At 39.0% G+C, this 22,166-nt stretch carries 25 protein-coding genes and 1 pseudogene; 6 read left to right on the forward strand and 20 right to left on the reverse strand.

Annotated elements, in window-relative coordinates:
* Window positions 1–51: 51 nt before the first annotated feature.
* From lacA to DG474_RS05470, 10 genes are all read right to left on the reverse strand, one after another.
* Entirely contained in the window at window positions 52–477 is a 426-nt protein-coding gene (lacA, locus tag DG474_RS05425; RefSeq protein WP_000029277.1) for a galactose-6-phosphate isomerase subunit LacA, read from the reverse strand.
* Between the two features lie 286 nt (window positions 478–763).
* The gene (locus tag DG474_RS05430) at window positions 764–1,660 is read right to left on the reverse strand and encodes an aldose 1-epimerase family protein (protein WP_255777609.1); all 897 of its coding nucleotides are present in this window, start codon (window positions 1,658–1,660) and stop codon (window positions 764–766) included.
* A 107-nt stretch (window positions 1,661–1,767) separates the two neighbouring features.
* On the reverse strand, window positions 1,768–3,243 hold the full coding sequence (locus DG474_RS05435; protein ID WP_000382507.1) for a PTS galactitol transporter subunit IIC: 1,476 nt from the start codon (window positions 3,241–3,243) through the stop codon (window positions 1,768–1,770).
* Window positions 3,244–3,297: 54 nt separating this feature from the next.
* Window positions 3,298–3,603, reverse strand: coding sequence for a PTS sugar transporter subunit IIB (locus DG474_RS05440; RefSeq protein ID WP_000590551.1), 306 nt, complete (start codon window positions 3,601–3,603; stop codon window positions 3,298–3,300).
* A 34-nt stretch (window positions 3,604–3,637) separates the two neighbouring features.
* Window positions 3,638–4,114 (reverse strand): PTS sugar transporter subunit IIA, encoded by a 477-nt coding sequence (locus DG474_RS05445; RefSeq protein WP_000521978.1) that lies wholly within the window; start codon window positions 4,112–4,114, stop codon window positions 3,638–3,640.
* 190 nt (window positions 4,115–4,304) lie between these two features.
* Window positions 4,305–4,994 carry a sugar phosphate nucleotidyltransferase gene (locus tag DG474_RS05450; RefSeq protein WP_000643954.1) on the reverse strand — a complete coding sequence of 230 codons (690 nt, stop codon included), beginning with the start codon at window positions 4,992–4,994 and terminating at the stop codon, window positions 4,305–4,307.
* Between the two features lie 11 nt (window positions 4,995–5,005).
* Window positions 5,006–5,884 carry a DMT family transporter gene (locus tag DG474_RS05455; RefSeq protein WP_000791843.1) on the reverse strand — a complete coding sequence of 293 codons (879 nt, stop codon included), beginning with the start codon at window positions 5,882–5,884 and terminating at the stop codon, window positions 5,006–5,008.
* Between the two features lies 1 nt (window position 5,885).
* A complete protein-coding gene (locus DG474_RS05460) occupies window positions 5,886–6,743 on the reverse strand; it encodes a phosphotransferase family protein (protein ID WP_125389428.1) in 858 nt (285 codons plus the stop codon).
* Between the two features lie 16 nt (window positions 6,744–6,759).
* The gene (locus DG474_RS05465) at window positions 6,760–7,782 is read right to left on the reverse strand and encodes a ribitol-5-phosphate dehydrogenase (RefSeq protein WP_255777610.1); all 1,023 of its coding nucleotides are present in this window, start codon (window positions 7,780–7,782) and stop codon (window positions 6,760–6,762) included.
* Between the two features lie 4 nt (window positions 7,783–7,786).
* Window positions 7,787–8,494, reverse strand: coding sequence for an IspD/TarI family cytidylyltransferase (locus DG474_RS05470; RefSeq protein WP_000638514.1), 708 nt, complete (start codon window positions 8,492–8,494; stop codon window positions 7,787–7,789).
* Between the two features lie 439 nt (window positions 8,495–8,933).
* Here DG474_RS05470 and DG474_RS05475 point away from each other — a divergent pair, with 439 nt between their 5' ends.
* Window positions 8,934–9,233: a YbaB/EbfC family nucleoid-associated protein gene (locus DG474_RS05475; protein ID WP_000981515.1), complete on the forward strand. Its 300-nt coding sequence runs from the start codon at window positions 8,934–8,936 to the stop codon at window positions 9,231–9,233.
* Window positions 9,234–9,271: 38 nt separating this feature from the next.
* On the opposite strand, the gene DG474_RS05480 is transcribed toward DG474_RS05475, so the two are convergent.
* The 7 genes and pseudogenes from DG474_RS05480 to glmU form a co-directional block, all read right to left on the reverse strand.
* Complete coding sequence (locus DG474_RS05480; protein WP_217970701.1) at window positions 9,272–11,035, reverse strand: glycerophosphoryl diester phosphodiesterase membrane domain-containing protein; 1,764 nt, start codon at window positions 11,033–11,035, stop codon at window positions 9,272–9,274.
* A gap of 8 nt (window positions 11,036–11,043) precedes the next feature.
* Window positions 11,044–11,637: a 3'-5' exonuclease gene (locus DG474_RS05485; protein ID WP_247940832.1), complete on the reverse strand. Its 594-nt coding sequence runs from the start codon at window positions 11,635–11,637 to the stop codon at window positions 11,044–11,046.
* Between the two features lie 81 nt (window positions 11,638–11,718).
* Window positions 11,719–12,213, reverse strand: coding sequence for a chromosome segregation protein RocS (rocS, locus tag DG474_RS05490; protein ID WP_000021252.1), 495 nt, complete (start codon window positions 12,211–12,213; stop codon window positions 11,719–11,721).
* A 76-nt stretch (window positions 12,214–12,289) separates the two neighbouring features.
* Window positions 12,290–12,982, reverse strand: a complete 693-nt coding sequence (locus DG474_RS05495; protein ID WP_255777612.1) for a 5'-methylthioadenosine/adenosylhomocysteine nucleosidase — start codon at window positions 12,980–12,982, stop codon at window positions 12,290–12,292.
* A gap of 15 nt (window positions 12,983–12,997) precedes the next feature.
* A complete protein-coding gene (gene macP / locus DG474_RS05500; protein WP_000517872.1) occupies window positions 12,998–13,309 on the reverse strand; it encodes a cell wall synthase accessory phosphoprotein MacP in 312 nt (103 codons plus the stop codon).
* 11 nt (window positions 13,310–13,320) lie between these two features.
* Complete coding sequence (locus DG474_RS05505; RefSeq protein ID WP_000393797.1) at window positions 13,321–13,866, reverse strand: NUDIX hydrolase; 546 nt, start codon at window positions 13,864–13,866, stop codon at window positions 13,321–13,323.
* A 9-nt stretch (window positions 13,867–13,875) separates the two neighbouring features.
* Window positions 13,876–15,254 (reverse strand): annotated as a pseudogene (gene glmU, locus DG474_RS05510) (bifunctional UDP-N-acetylglucosamine diphosphorylase/glucosamine-1-phosphate N-acetyltransferase GlmU).
* 155 nt (window positions 15,255–15,409) lie between these two features.
* On the opposite strand from glmU, the gene DG474_RS05515 reads away from it, so the two are divergent.
* The 5 genes from DG474_RS05515 (at window position 15,410) to lysS (ending at window position 19,893) form a co-directional block, all read left to right on the forward strand.
* Window positions 15,410–16,210, forward strand: coding sequence for a glycoside hydrolase family 25 protein (locus DG474_RS05515; RefSeq protein WP_084945228.1), 801 nt, complete (start codon window positions 15,410–15,412; stop codon window positions 16,208–16,210).
* Window positions 16,211–16,316: 106 nt separating this feature from the next.
* Window positions 16,317–17,159, forward strand: coding sequence for a DUF368 domain-containing protein (locus tag DG474_RS05520; protein WP_084849859.1), 843 nt, complete (start codon window positions 16,317–16,319; stop codon window positions 17,157–17,159).
* A complete protein-coding gene (locus DG474_RS05525) occupies window positions 17,159–17,641 on the forward strand; it encodes an aminoacyl-tRNA deacylase (RefSeq protein WP_255777613.1) in 483 nt (160 codons plus the stop codon). The genes DG474_RS05520 and DG474_RS05525 overlap by 1 nt, the downstream gene beginning before the upstream one ends.
* Window positions 17,641–18,264 (forward strand): histidine phosphatase family protein, encoded by a 624-nt coding sequence (locus DG474_RS05530; RefSeq protein WP_255777614.1) that lies wholly within the window; start codon window positions 17,641–17,643, stop codon window positions 18,262–18,264. Before DG474_RS05525 ends, DG474_RS05530 begins: the two co-directional genes overlap by 1 nt.
* A gap of 138 nt (window positions 18,265–18,402) precedes the next feature.
* Window positions 18,403–19,893 carry a lysine--tRNA ligase gene (gene lysS, locus DG474_RS05535; RefSeq protein WP_255777616.1) on the forward strand — a complete coding sequence of 497 codons (1,491 nt, stop codon included), beginning with the start codon at window positions 18,403–18,405 and terminating at the stop codon, window positions 19,891–19,893.
* Window positions 19,894–19,967: 74 nt separating this feature from the next.
* On the opposite strand, the gene DG474_RS05540 is transcribed toward lysS, so the two are convergent.
* From DG474_RS05540 to DG474_RS05550, 3 genes are read right to left on the reverse strand one after another with little or no spacing between them, the layout of a single operon-like run.
* On the reverse strand, window positions 19,968–20,807 hold the full coding sequence (locus tag DG474_RS05540; protein ID WP_125384593.1) for an amino acid ABC transporter substrate-binding protein: 840 nt from the start codon (window positions 20,805–20,807) through the stop codon (window positions 19,968–19,970).
* Between the two features lie 9 nt (window positions 20,808–20,816).
* On the reverse strand, window positions 20,817–21,452 hold the full coding sequence (locus DG474_RS05545; RefSeq protein ID WP_255777617.1) for an amino acid ABC transporter ATP-binding protein: 636 nt from the start codon (window positions 21,450–21,452) through the stop codon (window positions 20,817–20,819).
* Window positions 21,453–21,462: 10 nt separating this feature from the next.
* Complete coding sequence (locus DG474_RS05550) at window positions 21,463–22,104, reverse strand: amino acid ABC transporter permease (RefSeq protein ID WP_000121156.1); 642 nt, start codon at window positions 22,102–22,104, stop codon at window positions 21,463–21,465.
* Window positions 22,105–22,166 lie beyond the last annotated feature (62 nt).

Consider the following 22,166-nt stretch of genomic DNA (forward strand, 5'->3'; position numbering starts at 1 on the left):
GAAGTTAGCTAAAGTGAGCTGACGACAGATTATCTTGATTTTTGAAGAGTATTAGCACATTTTGTTCAACATGTCGACCCTGATTTGGTGACGTCCACCGTCGTATTTACCGTTAACAAAACCTTTAGCAATGTTTTTAGCCAATTCATCACCAACAAGCTGTGCACCCATAGTGATCATACGTGAGTTGTTGTGTCCACGAGTCATATAAGCTGAACGTTCGTCAGATACTTCTGCGGCAACCATTCCTTTGATTTTTGTTGCGACCATAAATGGACCAGCACCATAAGCATCAATCACGATACCAAGATTTTGTTCTTCTTTGTTTACTTCTGCAGCAACAGCAAGAGTCACATCAACAAAATCTTGACCTTCAGCTGTAACATCCACAACGTGGAAGTTTTCTTTTTCCAAGAAGTCTTTCACAACTTCTTTCAATCTCAAACCTGCAGCATCTGCACCGATAACAATAGACATATTGTATACTCCTTTTTATTTTTCTAGGCTAGTAAAGACTTTTATAGTTAGCAGTTTACCTACAAAAGACTTTCTAGCAGTTTAGTGACAAATTTGATTGAATGAGATGAATATCACCTTATCCAAGTCCAGGAAATCAAGTTCCTGGAAACAAACTTTCTCCTCAAAAGAGAATATAACAAGTGATTGTTTGTTTGTTACAAACATCATTTGTTGTTTACAAACATAATATACTCCTATTTATAGAAAAAGTCAACAGTAAATGTTTGTTTTTGTGGTTTTTTATCTAAAATATTTCAATATCAAAGCCAATCTGATCTACTTGACCAGGTTTTAGGAGACGAACGTTTTTCTTATCTTCTAAATGATCTCCTTCTTCAAGAGATGTTGACAAACCAGACCAAGGTTCAAAGGCAATGAAAGGTCCCTTATTCAAAGTTGACCAAATGATGAGATTTGAAAACTCTTGGAAGTGTACTTTTAATCCCTTCTCATGTTTACGAGAACGAAGGGCAATTGTTCTGGATTGCAACTCATCCAAAGTCACTGCATCTGTGCTAAACAAATCATAGATAAGGTCTAATTCTTTTTGCCCATCCAACCATGGACTTCTATCTTGGAAGTCTAACATTCCTGTTTCTGGGAAAGGACGTGGAACAGAGCAAGTCTCTTCTCTCTCAAACTCTAAATAGTAATCTTCATAAGTTTCGCCATCCAGCAGAGGGCAATTAAACCCTGGATGTCCACCAATAAAGTATGGCATGACCTTGCTAGTTTCTTTATTGAAGACTTTGTATTGAGTACGAACAGTCTTGCCAGTCACTAGATAAGTGATTTCAAGGCGGAAGTGATAAGGATAGTTTTGATAAGTATTCTTATCGTCTTCGATAGCAAAAGTTACGCTGTTTTCTGTTTGAGCAACTAAGTCAAATTCTTTTTTACGGACCAAACCGTGACGAGGAATGTTTCCTTTCGTCTCCGTTCCATCTTCGTGACTGTAGAAGGCTATATCTTCTCTTAAAGAGCCACAAATTGGGAAAAGTACTGGCGCTTGTCCACTCCAGTAAGTTGCATCTCCTTGCCACAGATACTCAATGCCTTCTCGATCCTTGATCGACGACAAGGCGCCACCTAAGGTTTTAAACTGGACCGTTAACTGGTCTGATTTGATTTCAATTACCATAATATTCTCCAACTATTTTTAGATCTTTATATAAAAAACTAGGTTGCCACTCCCAATGTAGGAAATTAACAACCTAGTTTTCACAATTTACATTTTATAGGAGCGAATTATTTAGCATTTGCTGCGTATTCTTCGTTACGTTTGATCATTTGTTTTCTATACCAAGCAAAGATACCTACATAGAATACAAGGAAGACTGCTGCACCAAGGATTGCTTTGATATCACCTGTTGTAGCATTACCGATTGCCCAACCAAATAGTTTTTCAATTGGTCCTTCAAGAGTTGAGTGAGTAATCAATTGAGATTGGTTCACACCTTCTGGGAAGGCACCTACACCTTTAGCAAGTTCTGTTGCGAATGGTGCGATAAGAGTACCTGAAAGAAGGAAGAGAGGCAACAAGAGTGTTCCGAAGATAATCATACGGAGCAATTTACCACGTGTAACAACCAAGAGAGCTGGAGTCACACCCATAGCGATGATACCTGCAAGTGGCAAGATACCATTTCCGACGTTTGAAAGAAGCACAGCTTCTACTAGCATGATTGGAGCAAGTACGTTTGCACAAGCCCAGATTTCAGCACGACCAGCGATGAATGGCCAGTCAAGACCGATGTTGAATTTACGTCCTTGAAGACGTTTAGTAGCAACGTTTGTAATACCTTGTGAAAGTGGTTCTACGGCTGCGATGAACCAAGATCCGATAAGTGAGAAGAGTTCCAAAGCTACACCGGCTGTCAAACCAAGAGACAACCAACCTTTAATAACAAGTTCCCATTTATCGGCTCCTTCTACACCAGCAACTGGGTGTGGAGTCCCCATCAAACCAATAACAATACCAAGGATGAAACCGATAAAGAATTTAGATCCCCAGAAACCGATTTTTTTGTTCAATTTTGCAGCGTCAAAGTCATATTTATCGAGACCAGGCAATACTTTATCAAAGATTTTATCCAAGACCATGATAACTGGGTTCATCATGTAGTTCATGTGAGTTGAAGTCATTGGTGATGAACTTGGTGCATTAAGAAGGTCGTCGAAAGTTGGTTTCATCAAATCAGAGTTGATGATTTTCAAAATACCTACAAGGACAACTGCTGCAGTTGCGATGAAGAGTGAAACCCCTTGGCTAACTCCATTGTTGTCTGCGTACCATTTGATCAAAAGACCAGTGATTGACAAGTGCCAGATATCGAAGATATCGACGTCAAGTGTATCTGTTTTCTTCATTGCAAGCATCACAATGTTGACAATCAACATTACAAGCAAGAAGTAAAGTGTCCATGCAGATCCCCAAGTGATGGTTGCAAGTGGTGCCCAACCAACGTCAGTGATGTTCAATTGAATACCAGTATTTTCAACGAATTTTGCAAGTGATGCTGAGAAAGCTCCGTTGAGCATACCGATGATAGCACCGATACCAGTAAGGGCGATGGCAAGTTTGATACCACCTTCAAGCGCTTTGGAGAATTTCACTCCAAATAGTAAAGCCAATACTGTCAAGATGATCAGCATGATGATAGGACCACCCATTTCCAAGACTGGCTTGAAAATCTTATTGGCTAGTTCGATAATGACATCCATAATAGTTCCTCCCGTTTTTTTAGTTATATGAATGTTAACAAGATAAAGAATAAATTAGCTTAGTCCGTGTTCTTTGATAGCTGCTTCAATATTGTCAAATACTGGAGCGCTCATCGCTGGAATACGGAACAAGATTGGTCCAGCTTCAATTACTGGAATACCAGGTTCAAAACCAAGGTCAGTTGCAGCGATTGGTGTAAAGATATCGTAGCCCTTGATAAGGTCTTCGTTTACATCTTTCACCATGACGGCATCACAGTGAACGTCATAACCACGGTTTGAAAGTTCTTCTTCTAGAGCACTTTTAATTTGGTGACTTGAGTTAACACCTGCACCGCAGGCAGCAAGAATTTTAATCATTTGGATTTCCTCCGATTTTTTTTAATAGACAAGATTAAGCGGTTGCTTCAGCAATGTAAGCATAAAGTTTTTCTGGTTCGGAAATTTTTGATAGATCTTCCAGATGTCCATTTCCTGTGAAAAAGTCCATCAACTGAGCCAGAATATTTGTTTGACTTGAACTTGAGTTGTTAATGATAAAGAAGAGTAGGGACACTGCTACTTCCTTATCAGGAGCAATCATATTGTGAAAAGTTACTGGTTTTTCTAATCGAACAACCACTACTTTCTCAGCTAGATTATGAACAATATCTGTATGAGGAATCGCTACATTTGGCAAGTCCTTTCCTAGAAATTCCATATCTAAACCAGTTGGAAATGACTTTTCACGCGTGATCAAGGCTTCACGATAAGTTGGAGTGACAATTTCTCGTTCTTCCAACAAGCTTGCTACCTGATCAAAGAGTTGTTCTTGATTATCCGCTTCTAAGCAAAACACCAGGTTTTTGTCAAAGAAATGATCTAATCCCATAACATTTTCCCTTCTTTCAATTATCTTTTATGTAATAAGTATAACACTATATGAAATCGTTGTCAATAATTTTTGTTTTATTTTGTTCATTTTTTTGTAATTTTTGTTTCATTTAAAGAATACAATCAATATCAAACATTCTTGTTATAAAATACACAAAAAAAGAAGGCCCAAGCCTTCTTCTCTTTCCTTACTCAATAGTAGATAAAATCTCTTCTAATTTATGGTAATCTTTTACACTATCAATTTCATAGATGCTATTTCCTTCTAATTCTTCGACATAGACATCTAATTCTTTGATATTATCCTTAACCATGTTGTCCCAGTAGAGATCAACAAATTCACCACTTTCGTAAGCTTTGTCAATAAAGCCAACAATCTTCTCAGCAGTTGGTGCATCCCAGAATGAAACTCCGCTCAGAATGCGACCAGCCTTGCTGTCAACAATAATGTCTTGAACCTTGTAGTCATCACCGTAAACCAAGAACCACTCGTTGGTACAGTCTTCACGATAAACGCTAAAATAGGTAGAACGTTTAAGATCGTTTCGAAACATATTTTTGAAAAGATAGTTATCTGCATCGATGACATAGCTGTTAGCCAAATCTTTTTTTACTAGATAAAGTGAGTAAAAGTTATTGTAATCAGCATACTTGTCGTTAAAGACTAAACGGACACCATATTTTTCTTTTAGGTAGTCAAATTGTTCTTTGAGGTAACCGACAACGATAATAATCTCATCAATTCCTCTCTCTTTCAAAAACTCGATTTGGTATTCTACCAAGGGTTTTTGATTAACCTTAACCAAAGCTTTTGGTGTATTTTCAGTCATAGGGCGCAGACGAGTTCCTAAGCCCGCTGCTAAAATAATCGCTTTCACACGAATCTCCTTTATTCTTTAATAATAATATAAACACCAGCCATAACAATAAGTGAAGTGATGATTGTCAGCATATCTAGCGGTGCACCCAAGAAAATAACTGCAAATAAGACAGTCCAGACTACATAGCTAACATTCAAACCTGTTGCTTTCGCAGGTTGCAAGCGATTAATGGCGATATAATAAGCTAAGTAGGAAATCATATTAAAGGCCGCAAAGACAAGCAAGAGGCCTAGTAACTGCCCATCTGCCACTTCTGCAAACGAATGGTGAGAAAAGAGCACAATCACAAGATAGGACAAGAATGAGGTTACTTGTCGAATTAACAAGGCTTCAATTTCACTTAAATCACTTTCCATAGCATAGGAGCTGAGAACACTTTCACTCCCCCAGGCAATGGCACAGATAAGGGCACAAAGAATCCCAATGTAAAACGAGTTAACTTGTTCAACCTTGTAGGTTTGAGCAATGATCGCTGCAATAATCAAGAAAACACCGAATACTGTATTCTTTGAAACCTTGTGTTTCAAAATGAAGAAGGCTAGTAAAACTGAAACTGCTGGGTAAATAGCCGATACAGATGAAGCTAGAGAACTACCAATATATTTAACCGCATAAAGATTGGCCTGCATACCAATAGGTCCTGCTAGTAAAGCACCGATAATTACACTCACATTTCGAATATTTAAGAAAATCGAAAGACGAACTTTTCTTTCTTTTACCAAAAGAAAAGCTAACAAGATAAAGATACTTAAGAAATCATGAGCAGCAGCCACCACAAAAGGTGAAAGATTTGTAAAAATTGAAAAGATATAAGCACTAATTGTTAGACCTAATCCCCAGAAGATACCAGAGAGCAGACCAAAGGAAACACCATTTTTATTCTTCATCCTAACCTCCATAATAAGTCAAACCTTCGACAGCTCTTTGGTAACGATTGACACCGTAATCTCCAAAATCAGCCCCTTGAGCTTCTTTGTACACTGTCCACAAACTCCAGATAGTATCTTGCAAGATTTTATAGATACGAATCTTCTCACGTGATACAGGCGTTTTGTCACTTTCATAGTAGGAAAGGAAATCATCTTCCTCTTGCTTTGTAAATTCAGACTCTAAGAAAAGAGCTGCCAAATCCCACATCGGGTCATTCATAGAAGAGTATTCCCAGTCAATCAAATACAAACGACCTTGTGGTGACTCGATAAAGTTTTCTGGTACCAAATCGATGTGACAGGACTTTCTATCAACACCCAAATCAGCCAATCTCTTTTCTAGTGAAAATACATCTTTTCTTACAGCTTCATAGTTTTCATAAGGGATAGGTCCCTCAATCAAGGATTCATATTTGCTGATTTCCTCAAAAGGAGCAAATTCTCCTCTTAATTCTTTCCCTGAAGCGTGGATGGTTTGTAAAATTGGTGCAATCTTTTCAAACTTGGACTTAATTGATGTTGAATCAAGAGTTACTGCTGATTCGATGTATTCATTTACTTTGATCCCTGACTCAATATCAAAGAGATAATTTTTAACATCTAAATCTAAATCCTCTAAAAGTTCAAGATTATACTTTTCATTTTGACGATTGATGAGTTTTTCAGTCCCTTTACCAAAAAATTTCACAATATACTGTTTGTTGGTTGTTTTAACCAAATAGTTTTGGTTGGTCATGCCTCCCAGCTGTTCGACACTGAGTACTTCCTCTTCATTAGATAGTAAAGAAGAAATTTTTTCTTTGATGAGTTTTTCCACAATTAACCTCCATCTCCTACACTTCCCACTTGAATACTGTTTTAAAAGCAGTATTCAGGTCTGTAGCAAAGACACGGTGAATGTCCTTGATTTCTCTCACAGGCTCTTCAACATAAAGGATATTCTTCAGACGATTCGCAAACTTTTTAACTTCCATCATTTGAATGGCCTTTTCAAAATCGACGCGTCCTGAACGAGACGATCCCACTAATAACAATCCTTTTTCCAAAGCGTCTCGTGTATTGATATTAACCTTGTATTCGCTCACTCCCATCATGAGAACCGTTCCCTGTGGGCGAATATAACGAATCAAGTCATTGATAGCTGGGCCTGTACCATCCCCACCACAGCACTCAAATCCATGATCATAGGTTAAATCTTCTGGTATATTATCAGTAATGTAGCACTCTTTAGCAAAAGAGAAGAGCTCTAGTTTTTCCCAATGGCGACCAATGACGATAATCTCTGCTTCTGGCAAGGTATAATTGATAATATTTGCAACCACAAAGGCCAAACTACCATCTCCGATAACAGCAATGCGCTCTCGTTTGCTATGAGCAAGATGTAGGAATCGATCCATAGCATGCATACCAACACTTACAAACTCGGTAATGGCGGCAACTGTGTCCTCGATGTCATTATAAGACACAACACGATCTTTGGGAAGAGAAACAAATTCTCGCATAAAGCCATCGTGACCACTAGATAGGAAGTAGGTCCCTGTCATGTAGTTCTCGTAGAATTCCTTGTCACTCTGCATAGGCGGTTGATTGGGAATCATAACTACCTTTTGACCGACTTCATAAGTCCCAGTTGGATCGGAAATAACAGTTCCACAAGACTCGTGAATCATCGCCATAGGAAACTTTTTAGCCAATATCTTTGGATCGCGTTTCCCTTGATAGTAACGTTGATCTGCATGGCAAACCGCCATATAATTTGGACGAATCAGGATATGATTCTCCTGATCAATGTCCTCTTCTTGGTATTTTACATTGATAAACTTTGGTTTGGTCAGTTGATAAATTTGATTAATCATAGCCTTAGTCTTTCTCAATCATACTTTTCGCGATTTTCAAGTCCGTCACAGTCGTGATTTTAAGGTTTGAATATTCCCCTTTAGCTAGAGCAACATCCTTCCCTTTGATAACAAAAATCTTACATGCATCCGTCAGGATTTCTTTTTCTTGATCAGATAGGGAACCATACAAATCCATGAAATCCTTGCATCGGAAAGTCTGAGGTGTTTGACCTTGATAGAGGTGAGCACGATTTGGAATATCCGTGATAAACTGACCATTGGTACTTTCAACAATGGTATCAACTGCTTCTACTACTGTGTCAACCGCATCATGATTTTGCGCCAGTTTGATATTGTCCTGAATCATGCGAAGTGTGATAAAAGGACGAACAGAGTCGTGGGTAATCACAATATCTTCTGGAGTGATTGGACGATAGGCATCAATAGCTTCTATAATCTTCTCGATACTGGTATTGCGATCAGCACCACCCTTGGTAATGATGATACGATCCTTGTGGAGAGAAAGATACTTGTCAACTAGGTCCTCAGCGTGTGACACCCAGTCTCCATGAACTCCAACTACAATTTTTTCAATACTTGGTTCTAAGACGAATTTTTCAATTGTGTGGATCAAAATAGGACGATCACCCAACTCCAAGAATTGTTTTGGTAAATTACTGATTCCCATGCGTGTGCCAGTTCCTCCGGCTAGGATTCCTGCATAGATCATTTATATTCTCCTTTAGTTTATTCTAAAAACTCATTACTATCTATTATATCATAATCTGCCTCCATCATGAAGAAAAGACAGAGCGTCATTTAGTCTAATCAACACACCATTTAAGGTAAAAAATGAACAATATATTACTAAATCTGTAAAGACCATAACAAATTAAGAAATAAATTTAGGTTATCCTCTATATTATTCATTCAACGTTCGGTTAATATAGAGTTCTTTAGAATATAATAGAAACCTTAAAGAAAGCTTAAATGAAATTATTTGTTTAGCAAAGGATACTGGATGTCCATAGTAAATCTCTTAAAAGTTGTTTGAGGGAATCATTATAAAAGCTCATATATCTCATGAATTAAACAAATAATAGACTTTTGCCCCTAAAATTGATAAAATAAAAAAGAAAAAAATAGAAAAAAGGAAACTGTAAACTGCTATGATGAATATGCAAAACATGATGCGCCAAGCACAAAAACTTCAAAAACAAATGGAACAAAGCCAAGCAGAACTCGCTGCCATGGAATTTGTTGGAAAATCAGCCCAGGACCTTGTCCAAGCAACTTTGACTGGAGACAAAAAAGTTGTCAGCATTGACTTCAACCCAGCAGTTGTAGATCCAGAAGATCTCGAAACACTTTCTGACATGACTGCGCAAGCAATTAATGCTGCTCTTGAACAAATTGATGAAACGACTAAGAAGAAACTAGGAGCTTTCGCTGGAAAATTGCCTTTCTAATCCACAAAAAAAGAGAAACATCTGTTTCTCTTTTTTTCTTAGAAATCAAAGAATTCCATTGCTTTCTTTAAGAGTAATTCCGTATATTCCGGATCGTCTTGAGCCATTGTAACTTGTGACTGGACCATTTCAAGATCATCCGTTATCATGCCATCTGCGCCGAGACGAACTGCTTTATCAAATGCCTCCGAACCATTTACGGTCCAAACATAGAGTCTCTGATCAGTTGTCCAGAGTTTATTGACAAAGTATTCATCCAAAGTTGAGTACTCCATAGTGTAACCCGTTGCCTTGGTTCTTGGGAAGATACTGTTATAGGGAAGAATAAAGTAAACTGGAATTTCAGAATCATAAGTCAACACTTTATCAATCACATGATAGTCTAGTGATTGCATCTGATGCCCATATTTCTTGATAGTCGCCCCATACTTTTCGAGGAAATGGTCCATCATTTGCGGACTATCTTTTTTACTGGTTTTAATCTCAATCAGCAATTTTTGGTTTAAAGCATTTGCACGCTCTAAATAGGCATCAAAGCTTGAAATCTTTGTTTGATAACCATTCTCGTAAATATCTGTATTTGTTAATTCATCCAGAGTCAAATCTTGTGGTGTAGCATTAATACCTGTTAAATTTTTGAGGTTGGCATCGTGCATCATCACGAACTGACCGTCTTTCGTTTCCTGCACATCCATTTCGATGAGATCAGGTTTTAGTTGAGCTGTTTTTTCTAAAGACTGCACAGTATTTTGAACACCGTTTTTATTACTTACTCCTCTGTGCGAAATCACTAAAGGTGTATTGGTATCCGGAGATTCCAGATAAACGTAGCCTTCTATGGCAAAGAAGATGCTTGCACACCCCATGACACCCCATCTCATCAGATGATCTTTCTTTCGCCTTGGCATGATCTCCAACTCTTCTCCTGTCAGGAAGGAAACAAACTTCACTAAGAAGTAAGTCAGGGTCATGTAATGGAAATTTTTAATCAAGACAAAATTAATCACACCGAGAATCAAGGATTCTTTTTGAGTGAGATTATCCATCACTGCTTGCGCAAAAAGCAAAGGAATTAATAAACCAAAGAAGAAAAGATAGGTTTTAATGATAATGAGTAAGAGATGCCAAGAGTAGAAAAGGACATTTTTCTTTGTCTTTTTGAGACTATATTTCACACTTTCTCTTACCGTCTTTCTTTCAAAGAGAATCTTAGGAAGGGCAAACATAAATCGGACAGAGATGTAGAGAAAGATCCAAGCGGATGCTATGATCATCAGACCTACCAGCCAATGCTTACCTTCCCAATAATTCACAATAAAATCAGGGATAATAATCTTGTTGAGGTAGTAGATTTTTAAAATCTTACGGATGAACGGGAAAAGCAAAGCAATGTAAAAAAAGACAAAGGCCATCTTACAAAAGCTCAATCGCTTAACGAATAGAAAGCTCTGTTGAAATACTTTTCTACTATACTCAATTAAAGTTCTCTTTTCATGATAGAGAAGGTGACGAGCCCCGATAAACAAAAGACAAATCTGGAAATAGGCAACCAAGAGATTGATTGCAATTAAGATGAGAAAGGCTAAACTGATAAAAGGCGAGCCTTGTATAATCGCCCAAAAGTTATTGTAGGAGATAAACAAATAACCAGTTTGTCTCAGAAGGATGCCAGCAATCCATGAATTTAATGGTAGCCAGACAAACTCAACCATCATAAATATCAAGAAAAATAGAAATAAAATCTTATCTAGGTTATAGTATATCTTCCTAAAACCTAGCTTTTTAGGTTTTTCAGGTTTCATAGGCACTCCTAGTCTAAAAATTGGGATAAATCTAAGCCACCAAAAGGATTATTCATCGAAAAACTACTCTGGTCTTCTATTAATATCTTTCCTTCATCCGATTCCAAAAAAGCTTCGTAAACACGCGCCGTCATGCGGGCATCCTCTAAACTGTTATGAGACTTCCCGTGAAAGCCTAAAAAATTTGCAACAGTTTGCAATTTAAGATTGGCTATGCCGTGTAAATCAGAACTACGGCGTTCAAAAGCCTCCTCATATAGATCAACCTTATACTGGTCACGATAATCAATACCATGCTCCAAGAGAATAGGCAAATCACTCTTAGCTGCATTGTAACCAACGATAGGTAAATCGCCAACAAATGCTTGAAAGTCCTTTAAAACTTGTTCTACTTTTGGCGCATCTTTCAAGGTTTCAGCTGTGATCCCAGTCAAACCATTGATAAAACTCTTCAATGGGGCTGTAGTATGAACATAAGAATCAAAAGCAGCACTTTCTTGTCCATCTTGATAGCGGACTGCTGATACTTGAATTAAATGGGTAACCCCCTCGTGTTGATTGAATTCCAAATCAAAGGCGATATAATCTCTTAATTTTTCCATTATTTACCTCAATTACTACCCAAAATAAACTATAAATAACAAAAGAAGCCATTAGGTTAATGAGTAACCCAAACAGCTTCTTTATTTTCCTCCAAAAAGGCGAGCAAAAAAGCCTTTTTTGGTTGCTTGGACTTCTTCTTTTGCTTGGTCCAACTCGAGTTTCAAGGTTTCTTGATCCTTCATGGCTTGAAGAGTTAACTGTTGCTGTTGGTCCAACTGTTTGTCCTTTTCAGCAATCTGTCGGTCTTTGATACGCATCTGTTCATCTTTTTCTGATAACTGGCGATCTTTGGCCTTGAGCTGCTCGTACAAACGAAGAATTTCAGCGTTTTTCTCATCAACCAAGATTTCCATCAGTTCACGTTGTTTGACATCATCACTGACTGGTTCATCTTCAAAAATCGTTTTTTTGTAGATTTCTTCTAGCTTGATCAATCCACTTCGAGTAACTACAGTTACACCTTTGTCATTTTTTTTCGTGTCCTCTTCTGGAAGTTCTTTGACACGATTGTTGATTGCTTGACGAGATAGTCCTAAGACCTCTGCAATCTCACTGACGGTCATTTCAATACTCATAATATCCTCTGAAACGTTTTCTAGCTTTTCTTTATTTAAATCTTATCATAAGCTAGATAAACTGTCAAATTTCCGCTTAATCTAAGGCTTTTAAAAAGGCTAGTAAGACTTGGGCAGAACGACGTCCAGCTTCGATAATAAATTCATCAAAAGAGATAGAGGCTTCGTGATTGGCATTGTCACTTATGGCACGAATGACTAGGAAAGGTAGACCAAGAGCCTGAGCCGCTTGTGCAATAGCAGCCCCTTCCATTTCAACTGCTAAAACATCCGGAAAGTGGGATTTGATACTAGCAATTTTATCATCTCCAGCTATAAAACTGTCTCCTGTAGCAGTCAAGCCTAGGTGCCAGTTTTGGTCCAACTGAGATAGACTCTCTTGGATTTTGGCTACAAAGGTTTTGTCTGATTCAAAGTAAAGAGGTTGACCAGCCATTTGGCCATAAGCATAGCCAAAAGCAGTCACATCCACATCATGGTAAGCCAACTTATCCGCAATCACGACATCACCAACAGTAATCCCTTCAGCAAGAGCACCTGCTGATCCTGTATTGATGATAGCTTCTACTTGGAAGTGGTTAGCTAACACCGCTACACTCATAGCCGACATGACCTTTCCAATCCCACTCTGAACTAGAACGACTTCTGTATTGCCAACAGAGCCAGTGTAGTAAGTATTTCCGAGGACTTGGACTTCTTGAGGTTTATCCAAATTCTGAGTCAAATATACGAGTTCTTCTGGCATGGCAGCAATGATTCCAATTTTCATTTCAAGTCCTTTCAATTACAAGAGTTTCATCGCTAAAATTAACAAAATCAAAAGTAGGATGACTGCAAACAAGATACGATTGAGTTTCGAATTAAAAACATTTCTCTTAGTGTTCTCAATGCGGCGACTCTTATGAATTGTTGGTTCTACTTCGATTGTTAAGGTATCTTGACTAAAACCGTGGTCTCTAGAACGTGAATAACCAAAATGTTGTGAAGACGTTGGTAGGATTTTTGTTTCCTCATCATCTTGAAGAGGTGGTCCTGAGATTTTCTCACCACGATTGGCACGTTCAATCATTTCGTCTGTTAATAAAGGTTTTCCCATGGGTTTCTCCTCTATTTCTTTTGTAGTTCCCAGTACTGAATCGCCATAATGGTCTTGGCATCACAGATATGACCTGACTGGATCAGGTTCTTGGCTTCCTCTAGACTTACCTCTAGGACTTCCAAGGTTTCATCATCATCTTGTGGGCGAGGATTTTCCACCTTGACCAAATCACTAGCGAGGTAGAGTTTTAGTTTTTCATTACAAAATCCGATCGCAGAATAGAAATCGTACAACAGTTCTAACTTACCAGTGTATGCAACTTCTTCTTCCAATTCACGAAGGGCCGCCGCCATTGGATCAGCATTTTCACCAAGTTCAAGTTTACCAGCAGGAATCTCATAAGAAACCGCCTCAATAGCCTTTCGGTATTGCTTAACGAGAACGATTTTGTCCTCGGCTGTCACAGCTAATACACAAACAGCTCCATTGTGAAAAATCAAGTCACGTTGGGCAGTCCCCTTTCCTTCTGGTAGTTCCACCTGGTCTTGTACTAGTTTGAAAATAGGACCTTGATAGATTTCCTTCCGACTAATCGTTTTTTCTTCAAATTCCATGACAAACTCCTACTGGTTCTTGGGATGATGAGGTAAGCGTGTTGCGTACTCATCTTTGTTGACTTGTCGTCCACGGCCGATAGCAATGGCATCAGCAGGAACATTCTTGGTAATGGTTGAACCCGCTCCAACCAGAGAATTATCCCCAAGTTCTACAGGAGCAATAATAGTTGAGTTTGATCCAACAAAGACATTATTGCCAATGACAGTTTTGTATTTATTTTTGCCATCGTAGTTGACTGTAATAGTTCCTGCACCAAAATTAACGTTGCTACCCACTTCACAGTTTCCAATATAAGTCAAATGACCCGCCTTGGTATTTTCACCGATTGAAGATCCTTTTACTTCAACAAAATTTCCAATGTGAACTTGAGCAGCCAGACTTGAACCTGGACGGATATGGGCATAAGGACCAACTGTCACACCGTCCGCAACACTACTTTCCTCAATCATAGAGTTGGTAATCACAGCTCCAGATCCAATGGTGCTATCTACAATACAAGTTCCATTTGTTAAAATAGTCTCCGCACCAATCTTCGTTTGACCTTTTAAGGTAACGTTGGCTTCGATTTGGACTTCGGGAGCAATCTCAACATCAATATCATGTAAGTTGCTTCCGGATTAACAAAGCTAACACCATTAACCATGTGCTTTTGATTGATACGGCGACGCATCACTGCTTCCGCAGTCGCAAGAGCTACACGGTCATTTACGCCAAGACTTTCATCAAAATCCTTGAGAGTATAGGCCCCAACCTTTTCACCCGCATTACGGAAAATACCAATCACGTCAGTAATATAGTACTCACCTTGGGCATTGTTGGTGTTGATGTTTTTAAGGGCTTCAAAAAGACGTTCATTGTCAAATACATAAGTTCCTGTATTGATTTCCTTAATTTGCTTTTCAAAGTCTGTAGCATCTTTCTGCTCCACAATGCGAAGAACTTCAGCATTATCGTTACGGACGATACGACCGTATCCGAAAGGATTTGCCGCTTCAGCTGTCAAGATCGTCGCAACATTTTTGTGATTGATATGGAAATCCAAGAGGTTTTTCAAGCTTTCACCTGTAATCAGAGGAGTATCTCCAGCGATAACCAATGTGTGGCCTGTACGATTTTGGAGAATAGGCTCTGCCATCATGACAGCATGCCCAGTTCCTAGTTGTTCTGATTGGGTAACAAAGTCTGTCTGACCGGCTAATACTTGCTCAACTAGCTCTGCCTTGTGACCAACTACAGTAACTGTTTTTTCAGGTTGAATAGCACCAACACTACGAAAAACATGTTCCAACATCGAAATTCCAGCTACTTTATGAAGTACCTTTGGAAGATCTGATTTCATGCGAGTACCTTTACCCGCTGCTAAAATAATGGCATAATTTGACATAATCTTCTCTTTTCTCTAGAAATTCCCTTTTATTATACCATAATTTAGTTTCTTAGGAGTAAACAAACAGAGAAATAGGGAAAATACGCCCATATATTCACTTTTTCCGATGTTTTCTTTGATTTTTTTATTTATTTACGTTAAACTAAATAGATATGAGAAAAAAGATTAATCCAGCTATTATTTTTACTTTATTTACTATATTTATAGCTATTTTGATCCTCAATAGACCATCTTATGAAGACCATCCCGTCAAGTCAAAACCAAATGCTGTCCAGGTTGAAAATCAGGCCTTGCATAATCTTGACAAACCTATTATTGATGTCTCTGGTTGGCAAAGACCTGAGGAAATCAACTACGATACCTTGTCTCAAAATATTTCAGGTGTTATTGTTCGCGTCCACAATGGAGCTCAACATACTGAAAAAAATGATGCCGCTTATGCCAATGGTATTGATAAAGCCTATAAAAGTCATATTACAGAATTTCAAAAGCGTAATGTCCCAGTTGGAGTCTATGCCTATCTAGCTAGCCCCAGCAAGGAAGAAATGGAAAAAGCCGCTGAAGTTTTCTATAATGCTGCTTCTCCTTACAACCCTAGTTACTATTGGTTGGACGTGGAAGAAAAAACAATGTCTGATATGAATGAAGGGGTTGAAGCCTTTCGTGCTAAACTGGAATCTTTAGGTGCTAAAAACATCGGCATCTATATTGGAGTTTACTTCATGCAAGAACACAGTATCAATACAGATAAGTTTACTGCTATTTGGATTCCTTCCTACGGGACAGACTCTGGTTACTTTGAAACAACACCCAATACCAGTTTAGACTACGACCTCCATCAGTATACTTCAAAAGGAAGAATTGCTGGATTTGAACATCATTTAGATATTAATCTCATTTCTACCTTGAAGGAAAAAGAAGAAACCTTCAGAAAACTATTTTTAAGACCATAAGACAAGTGAAAATTGCTCTCTTTTTCACTTGTTTTTTCATTTTCTTCTCGTCTGTGTTATAATTGATAGAATAGAGAAAGAATTTTATGAAATTGAGGATTTTATGATGTTTTCATGGATTGCAAGAGTTATTAAAGGAATCGTCATCGCCTTAGGATTTATCTTACCAGGAATTTCAGGCGGTGTTTTGGCAGCTATTTTGGGGATCTACGAGCGAATGATTAGCTTTCTGGCTCATCCTTTTAAGGATTTTAAAGCGAATGTCCTATACTTTATCCCAGTAGCAATCGGGATGTTGCTAGGCATTGGTTTGTTTTCTTATCCAATCGAGTATCTGCTTGAAAATTACCAGGTCTATGTTTTATGGAGTTTTGCTGGAGCTATCATCGGTACGGTTCCTAGCCTCCTTAAAGAATCTACTCGAGAATCTGATCGTGACAAGATCGACCTAGTCTGGTTCTGGACCACCTTTATCCTTTCAGGTGTCGGGCTCTACGCGCTAAACTTTGTTGTTGGTTCACTCAGTGCCAGTTTCGCTAGCTTCATCTTAGCGGGTGCTCTTTTAGCGCTTGGTGTCTTGGTGCCTGGTTTAAGCCCGTCAAATCTACTCTTGATTTTAGGACTGTACGCTCCGATGCTAACTGGCTTTAAGACCTTTGATTTATTTGGTACCTTCCTTCCTATCGGGATTGGTGCAGGTGCAACTCTCATCGTTTTTTCAAAATTAATGGACCATGCCTTGAACAACTACCACTCCCGTGTTTATCACTTTATTATTGGAATTGTGCTATCAAGCACCCTCTTGATTTTGATTCCAAATGCTGGAAGTGCTGAAAGTATCCAATACACTGGACTTTCTATTGTGAGCTATGTTCTCATCGCCTTCTTCTTTGCACTTGGCATTTGGCTTGGTATCTGGATGAGTCAATTGGAGGATAAGTATAAATAATGGCAAAGAAAGTTAAGAATAAAAAAACCTTGGTCGAACAAATCTTGACCAAGGCGGGTATTGATCATACTGGTATTCAAATCAATGCGCTTGAGGGAGAACTTCCTTCGGAATATGATCGAACACATATCTTTAAAACCTTGGCTCTGCTGGGTGATAAGACGGGGCCAATCATCGGAATCGTTCCCATAACAGAACACCTCGCTGAGAAAAAACTAGCAAAGGTTTCTGGTAATAAAAAAGTCAGCATGATTCCACAAAAAGACCTAGAAAAAACGACAGGCTATATTCATGGGGCTAATAACCCCGTCGGCATTCGCCAAAAACACAATTATCCCATTTTTATTGATCAGACTGCTTTGGATTTGGACCAAATGATTGTTTCTGCTGGAGAAGTTGGGCATAGTATCATCATCCGACCTCAAGACTTAGCCAGCTTTGTAAAAGCAGATTTTGCTGATCTCTTGGAGGAAGACAACTGATGAAACTCTATTTTGTCCGCCATGGTCGCACCCTCTGGAATCTTGAAGGACGTTTTCAAGGTGCTAGCGGTGACTCTCCCCTTCTTCCAGAGTCCATTGACATCCTAAAACAACTTGGCCAGTATCTCAAGGAAATTCCTTTTGATACGATTTATTCTAGTGATTTACCCAGAGCCGTTAAATCTGCTGAAATTATCCAAAGTCAACTCCAGGCCCCTTGTCCTTTAAAGAGCATTCCTGACCTACGTGAATGGCAACTTGGCAAACTAGAGGGATTAAAAATCGCTACGCTCAATGCCATCTACCCGCAACAAATCAAGGCCTTTCGCTCTAATCTAGCTCAGTTTGATACGAGGATGTTTGAAGCCGAATCTCTCTACTCTACGACTCAGCGAACCATTCAGTTTATCAAATCTCTGAAAGAAAGTTCGGCTGAAAGAATTTTGATTGTCGGGCATGGGGCAAATCTCACTGCTAGCCTACGCACTCTCTTAGGCTATAAAGAGGCTCACCTTCGCAAAGATGGAGGCTTGGCCAATGCTAGTCTGACAATTTTGGACACTGAGGATTTTGAAACCTTCACTCTGGAAAGATGGAATGACACTTCCTATCAAGAAAAATAATGGAACTTGATCTTAATAGTCAAGTTCTTTTTAGTTTTCAAAGAATATCCGTGAATTTCTCTGCTATTTATGATAAAATGGTAGTATCGCAAAAAATGACTCATCGTATCAAATTTTGAGTAAAATTAGGAGGAACCCATGTCTACAGAACATATGGAAGAACTAAATGACCAGCAGATCGTTCGCCGTGAAAAAATGGCTGCGCTCCGTGAACAAGGAATCGATCCCTTCGGAAAACGTTTTGAACGTACTGCTAACTCACAAGAGCTAAAAGACAAATTTGCAGAACTTGATAAAGAACAATTACATGAATTAAATGAAACTGCTACTATCGCTGGACGCTTAGTAACCAAACGTGGAAAAGGGAAAGTTGGCTTTGCCCATCTTCAAGACCGAGAAGGTCAAATCCAGATCTACGTTCGTAAAGACGAAGTCGGTGAAGAAAACTACGAAATCTTCAAAAAAGCAGACCTGGGTGACTTCCTTGGTGTCGAAGGTGAAGTGATGCGTACAGATATGGGAGAACTTTCTATCAAGGCAACTCACATCACTCACTTGTCTAAAGCACTTCGCCCGCTTCCAGAGAAATTCCACGGTTTGACAGACGTTGAAACAATTTACCGTAAACGTTACCTTGACTTGATTTCGAACCGTGAAAGCTTTGAGCGCTTTGTCACTCGTTCAAAAATCATCTCTGAAATCCGTCGTTTTCTTGATCAAAAAGGTTTCCTTGAAGTAGAAACACCTGTTCTTCATAATGAAGCTGGTGGTGCTGCTGCTCGTCCATTTATCACTCACCACAATGCCCAAAACATTGACATGGTGCTTCGTATCGCGACTGAGCTTCACTTAAAACGTCTTATCGTTGGTGGTATGGAACGTGTCTATGAAATTGGTCGTATCTTCCGTAACGAAGGTATGGATGCTACTCATAACCCTGAATTCACTTCAATCGAGGTTTACCAAGCTTATGCAGATTTCCAAGATATCATGGACTTGACGGAAGGTATTATCCAACACGCTGCTAAGGCAGTTAAGGGTGATGGTCCAGTTAACTACCAGGGTACTGAAATTAAGATCAACGAACCATTTAAACGTGTTCACATGGTGGATGCTATCAAAGAAATTACTGGTGTAGATTTCTGGCAAGACATGACTTTCGAGGAAGCTAAAGCTATCGCTGCTGAGAAGAAAGTTCCAGTTGAGAAACACTACACTGAAGTTGGTCACATCATCAATGCCTTCTTTGAAGAATTTGTTGAAGAAACCTTAATCCAACCAACTTTTGTCTACGGACATCCAGTAGCTGTGTCTCCACTCGCTAAGAAAAATCCTGAAGACGAACGCTTTACTGACCGTTTCGAGCTCTTTATCATGACTAAGGAATACGGTAATGCCTTTACTGAGTTAAACGACCCAATCGACCAACTTAGTCGCTTTGAAGCCCAAGCCAAAGCTAAAGAACTTGGTGACGATGAAGCAACAGGTATCGATTACGACTACATTGAAGCTCTTGAATACGGTATGCCACCAACAGGTGGGTTGGGTATCGGTATCGACCGTCTCTGCATGCTCCTCACTGATACAACTACTATCCGTGATGTATTGCTCTTCCCAACAATGAAATAAACTCTTATCCTCTGGTACTTGCCAGAGGATTTTTCGATACAAAAAGAGACTGAGGAAAAACTCAATCTCTTTTCTTATTCTTGATTTTTAACTTGACTGGTGGCTACATCTTCCCCAAACCATCTCTGGCTGATTTCCTGGAATTTTCCTTCTTGGTATAGTGAGATAAAGGCTTGGTTCAATGCAGCTAGCAAAGTTTTATCAGCAGGTCTCACACCCACTGCAAAAGCTTCACTTTCAAAGCCAGCTGAAAAGACATTGTAGTCATTTAAAATCCCTTCAGACTGGAGGTAGTAATTGGCATATACTCGGTCAATCAACAGGGCATCAATCCGATCATTTTTTAAATCAATCAAGGCTTCATTGAAACTTTGGTATTGATTGGCTTTCTGGTCTTTCACTCGATTCTTGAGTAGTTCTGGTTGTCGTTCAAAATTCAAATAGCCAGAAGATCCTGCCTGGGCCCCTAGAACTTTATCAGTCATATCCTGAATTGAGTGGATGTTCTGAGATTTCTTAGAAACTAAAACTTGCTGATTTTCCATATAAGGTATGGTAAAAGCAACCTTCTCTTTCCGTTCATCTGTAGCTGTATAGCCATTCCAGATAGCATCAATAGTACCGTTTTGTAGTTCGGTTTCTTTCATATCCCAGTCGATGGGTTGAAATTTAATCTGAATTCCTAGCTTTTCAGAAACAGCTTGAGCTAAGTCAATATCAAAACCTGCATACTGGCCATTCTTTTCCTCAAATCCCATGGGAACAAAGGTATTGTCAAAGCCAATGGTAATGCTTCCCTGCTTTTGATATTTGGCCCAATTATCCTGATTTGGATCACTTGCCTTCTGAGTACAAGCCGTCAGGAAGAAGCTAAAGAACAGAGCAAGTACAAGGGCAATTTTCTTTCTCTTCATAGGCACCTCCTACTCCCACTTTGGATCAACCTTAAGGATCTGATCAGCAATGTTTTCCGCAAACTGAAGATCGTGGGTCACAACAATCTGAGTTATCCCACGCTCTTTATTTTGAAGGATAAGTTTTTCTACTTCTAATCGCAATTCTGGATCTAAGGCTGATGTAGGCTCATCATATCCAATAATTTCTGGGTTTATCATCATAGCGCGTGCTAAGGCCACCCGTTGTTTTTGCCCACCTGAAAGTGAGAATGGAAAGGCATCTGCATGCCCAGCTAACCCAAGTTGTTCTAACAAACCACGCGCCTTCTTCTCAGCAACTTCCTTCTCCATGCTTATTGTTTTTATGGGCGACAGAGTTAAGTTATCTAGAACTGACAAATGCGGAAAGAGTTGAAAATCTTGGAAAACAAATCCCAGAAGATTGCGCTTTTCTAGTTCGTCTATAGCTAGCGATTCACCGTTATAGTAAATTTCCCCTGAATCGATGGTTTCCAGTCCAGCTAGCATACGTAATAGGGTTGTCTTTCCGCCTCCTGATGGACCTACGATTGCAAGGATTTGCTTTTCAGGAATTGATAGGCTGAAATTGGTTAAGATTTGTTTGCCACCAAAGGCCTTGTTAATGTTTCGTAATTCTAACATAGCAATCCTCCTATCTGTAATAACTGTACTTCTTCTCAAGTTTTTTCGCTACAATGGTTACAAGACCAATCATAATCAAATAAATCGCTCCAGCTAAAAACATAGGAACAAGACTAGCATCTCGATTGGCTGCTGTCCGACTTGCCAAAATCAAATCTGAAATCCCAAGGGCATAAACCAATGAAGTATCCTTGACCAAACTCATGATTTCATTAAAGACGCTCGGTAAGACAATCTTTGTAACCTGAGGAAGAATGATATATCGCACTGTGTCAAAAGGACTAAACTTCAAGACCTTAGCAGCCTCATATTGACCTTTAGGAATGGTTTCAATCCCACCACGAAATATTTCAGCAAAGTAGGCTGCATAGTTCAATACAAAAGCGATCACAGCAGCAGGCAAACGATCTAAACGTATCCCAATGCTAGGAAGAACATAGTAAATAAAGATTAATTGCAAGAGCAAGGGAGTCCCTCGCATCACCCAAATATAAAGGTCAATCAGATAATGGAGGGGTTTCCAGCGGACTTGTAAAGCAAAAGCAACGACAATACCTAAAGGAATTGAAAAGATCAAGACCAGAGCAAAGACTTGAAGTGTCATACTTGCACCGTTCAATAAACTTGGTAATATCTCAAACATATAAGACATACTGCACCTCCTAAAAATTATTGTTCCTATTATAGCATAAATAAACAATTTAGCAAGGGTTT

Origin of the sequence: Streptococcus oralis (assembly GCF_024399415.1) — a bacterium.
GTDB classification, from domain to species: Bacteria; Bacillota; Bacilli; order Lactobacillales; family Streptococcaceae; genus Streptococcus; species Streptococcus oralis_CS.

Coding starts and splice junctions, on each gene's coding strand:
- DG474_RS05475 (WP_000981515.1), top strand. CDS start 8,934: ATGATGAATATGCAAAACATGATGCGCCAAGCACAAAAACTTCAAAAA.
- DG474_RS05550 (WP_000121156.1), bottom strand. CDS start 22,104: ATGTCTTATATGTTTGAGATATTACCAAGTTTATTGAACGGTGCAAGT.
- macP (WP_000517872.1), bottom strand. CDS start 13,309: ATGGGAAAACCTTTATTAACAGACGAAATGATTGAACGTGCCAATCGT.
- DG474_RS05485 (WP_247940832.1), bottom strand. CDS start 11,637: ATGGAAAAATTAAGAGATTATATCGCCTTTGATTTGGAATTCAATCAA.
- rocS (WP_000021252.1), bottom strand. CDS start 12,213: ATGAGTATTGAAATGACCGTCAGTGAGATTGCAGAGGTCTTAGGACTA.
- DG474_RS05545 (WP_255777617.1), bottom strand. CDS start 21,452: ATGTTAGAATTACGAAACATTAACAAGGCCTTTGGTGGCAAACAAATC.
- lysS (WP_255777616.1), top strand. CDS start 18,403: ATGTCTACAGAACATATGGAAGAACTAAATGACCAGCAGATCGTTCGC.
- DG474_RS05440 (WP_000590551.1), bottom strand. CDS start 3,603: ATGATTAAAATTCTTGCTGCCTGCGGTGCAGGTGTTAACTCAAGTCAC.
- DG474_RS05465 (WP_255777610.1), bottom strand. CDS start 7,782: ATGATTAATCAAATTTATCAACTGACCAAACCAAAGTTTATCAATGTA.
- DG474_RS05525 (WP_255777613.1), top strand. CDS start 17,159: ATGGCAAAGAAAGTTAAGAATAAAAAAACCTTGGTCGAACAAATCTTG.
- DG474_RS05470 (WP_000638514.1), bottom strand. CDS start 8,494: ATGATCTATGCAGGAATCCTAGCCGGAGGAACTGGCACACGCATGGGA.
- DG474_RS05430 (WP_255777609.1), bottom strand. CDS start 1,660: ATGGTAATTGAAATCAAATCAGACCAGTTAACGGTCCAGTTTAAAACC.
- DG474_RS05505 (WP_000393797.1), bottom strand. CDS start 13,866: ATGGAATTTGAAGAAAAAACGATTAGTCGGAAGGAAATCTATCAAGGT.
- DG474_RS05435 (WP_000382507.1), bottom strand. CDS start 3,243: ATGGATGTCATTATCGAACTAGCCAATAAGATTTTCAAGCCAGTCTTG.
- DG474_RS05445 (WP_000521978.1), bottom strand. CDS start 4,114: ATGGGATTAGATCATTTCTTTGACAAAAACCTGGTGTTTTGCTTAGAA.
- DG474_RS05540 (WP_125384593.1), bottom strand. CDS start 20,807: ATGAAGAGAAAGAAAATTGCCCTTGTACTTGCTCTGTTCTTTAGCTTC.
- DG474_RS05520 (WP_084849859.1), top strand. CDS start 16,317: ATGTTTTCATGGATTGCAAGAGTTATTAAAGGAATCGTCATCGCCTTA.
- lacA (WP_000029277.1), bottom strand. CDS start 477: ATGTCTATTGTTATCGGTGCAGATGCTGCAGGTTTGAGATTGAAAGAA.
- DG474_RS05515 (WP_084945228.1), top strand. CDS start 15,410: ATGAGAAAAAAGATTAATCCAGCTATTATTTTTACTTTATTTACTATA.
- DG474_RS05455 (WP_000791843.1), bottom strand. CDS start 5,884: ATGAAGAATAAAAATGGTGTTTCCTTTGGTCTGCTCTCTGGTATCTTC.
- DG474_RS05480 (WP_217970701.1), bottom strand. CDS start 11,035: ATGAAACCTGAAAAACCTAAAAAGCTAGGTTTTAGGAAGATATACTAT.
- DG474_RS05530 (WP_255777614.1), top strand. CDS start 17,641: ATGAAACTCTATTTTGTCCGCCATGGTCGCACCCTCTGGAATCTTGAA.
- DG474_RS05495 (WP_255777612.1), bottom strand. CDS start 12,982: ATGAAAATTGGAATCATTGCTGCCATGCCAGAAGAACTCGTATATTTG.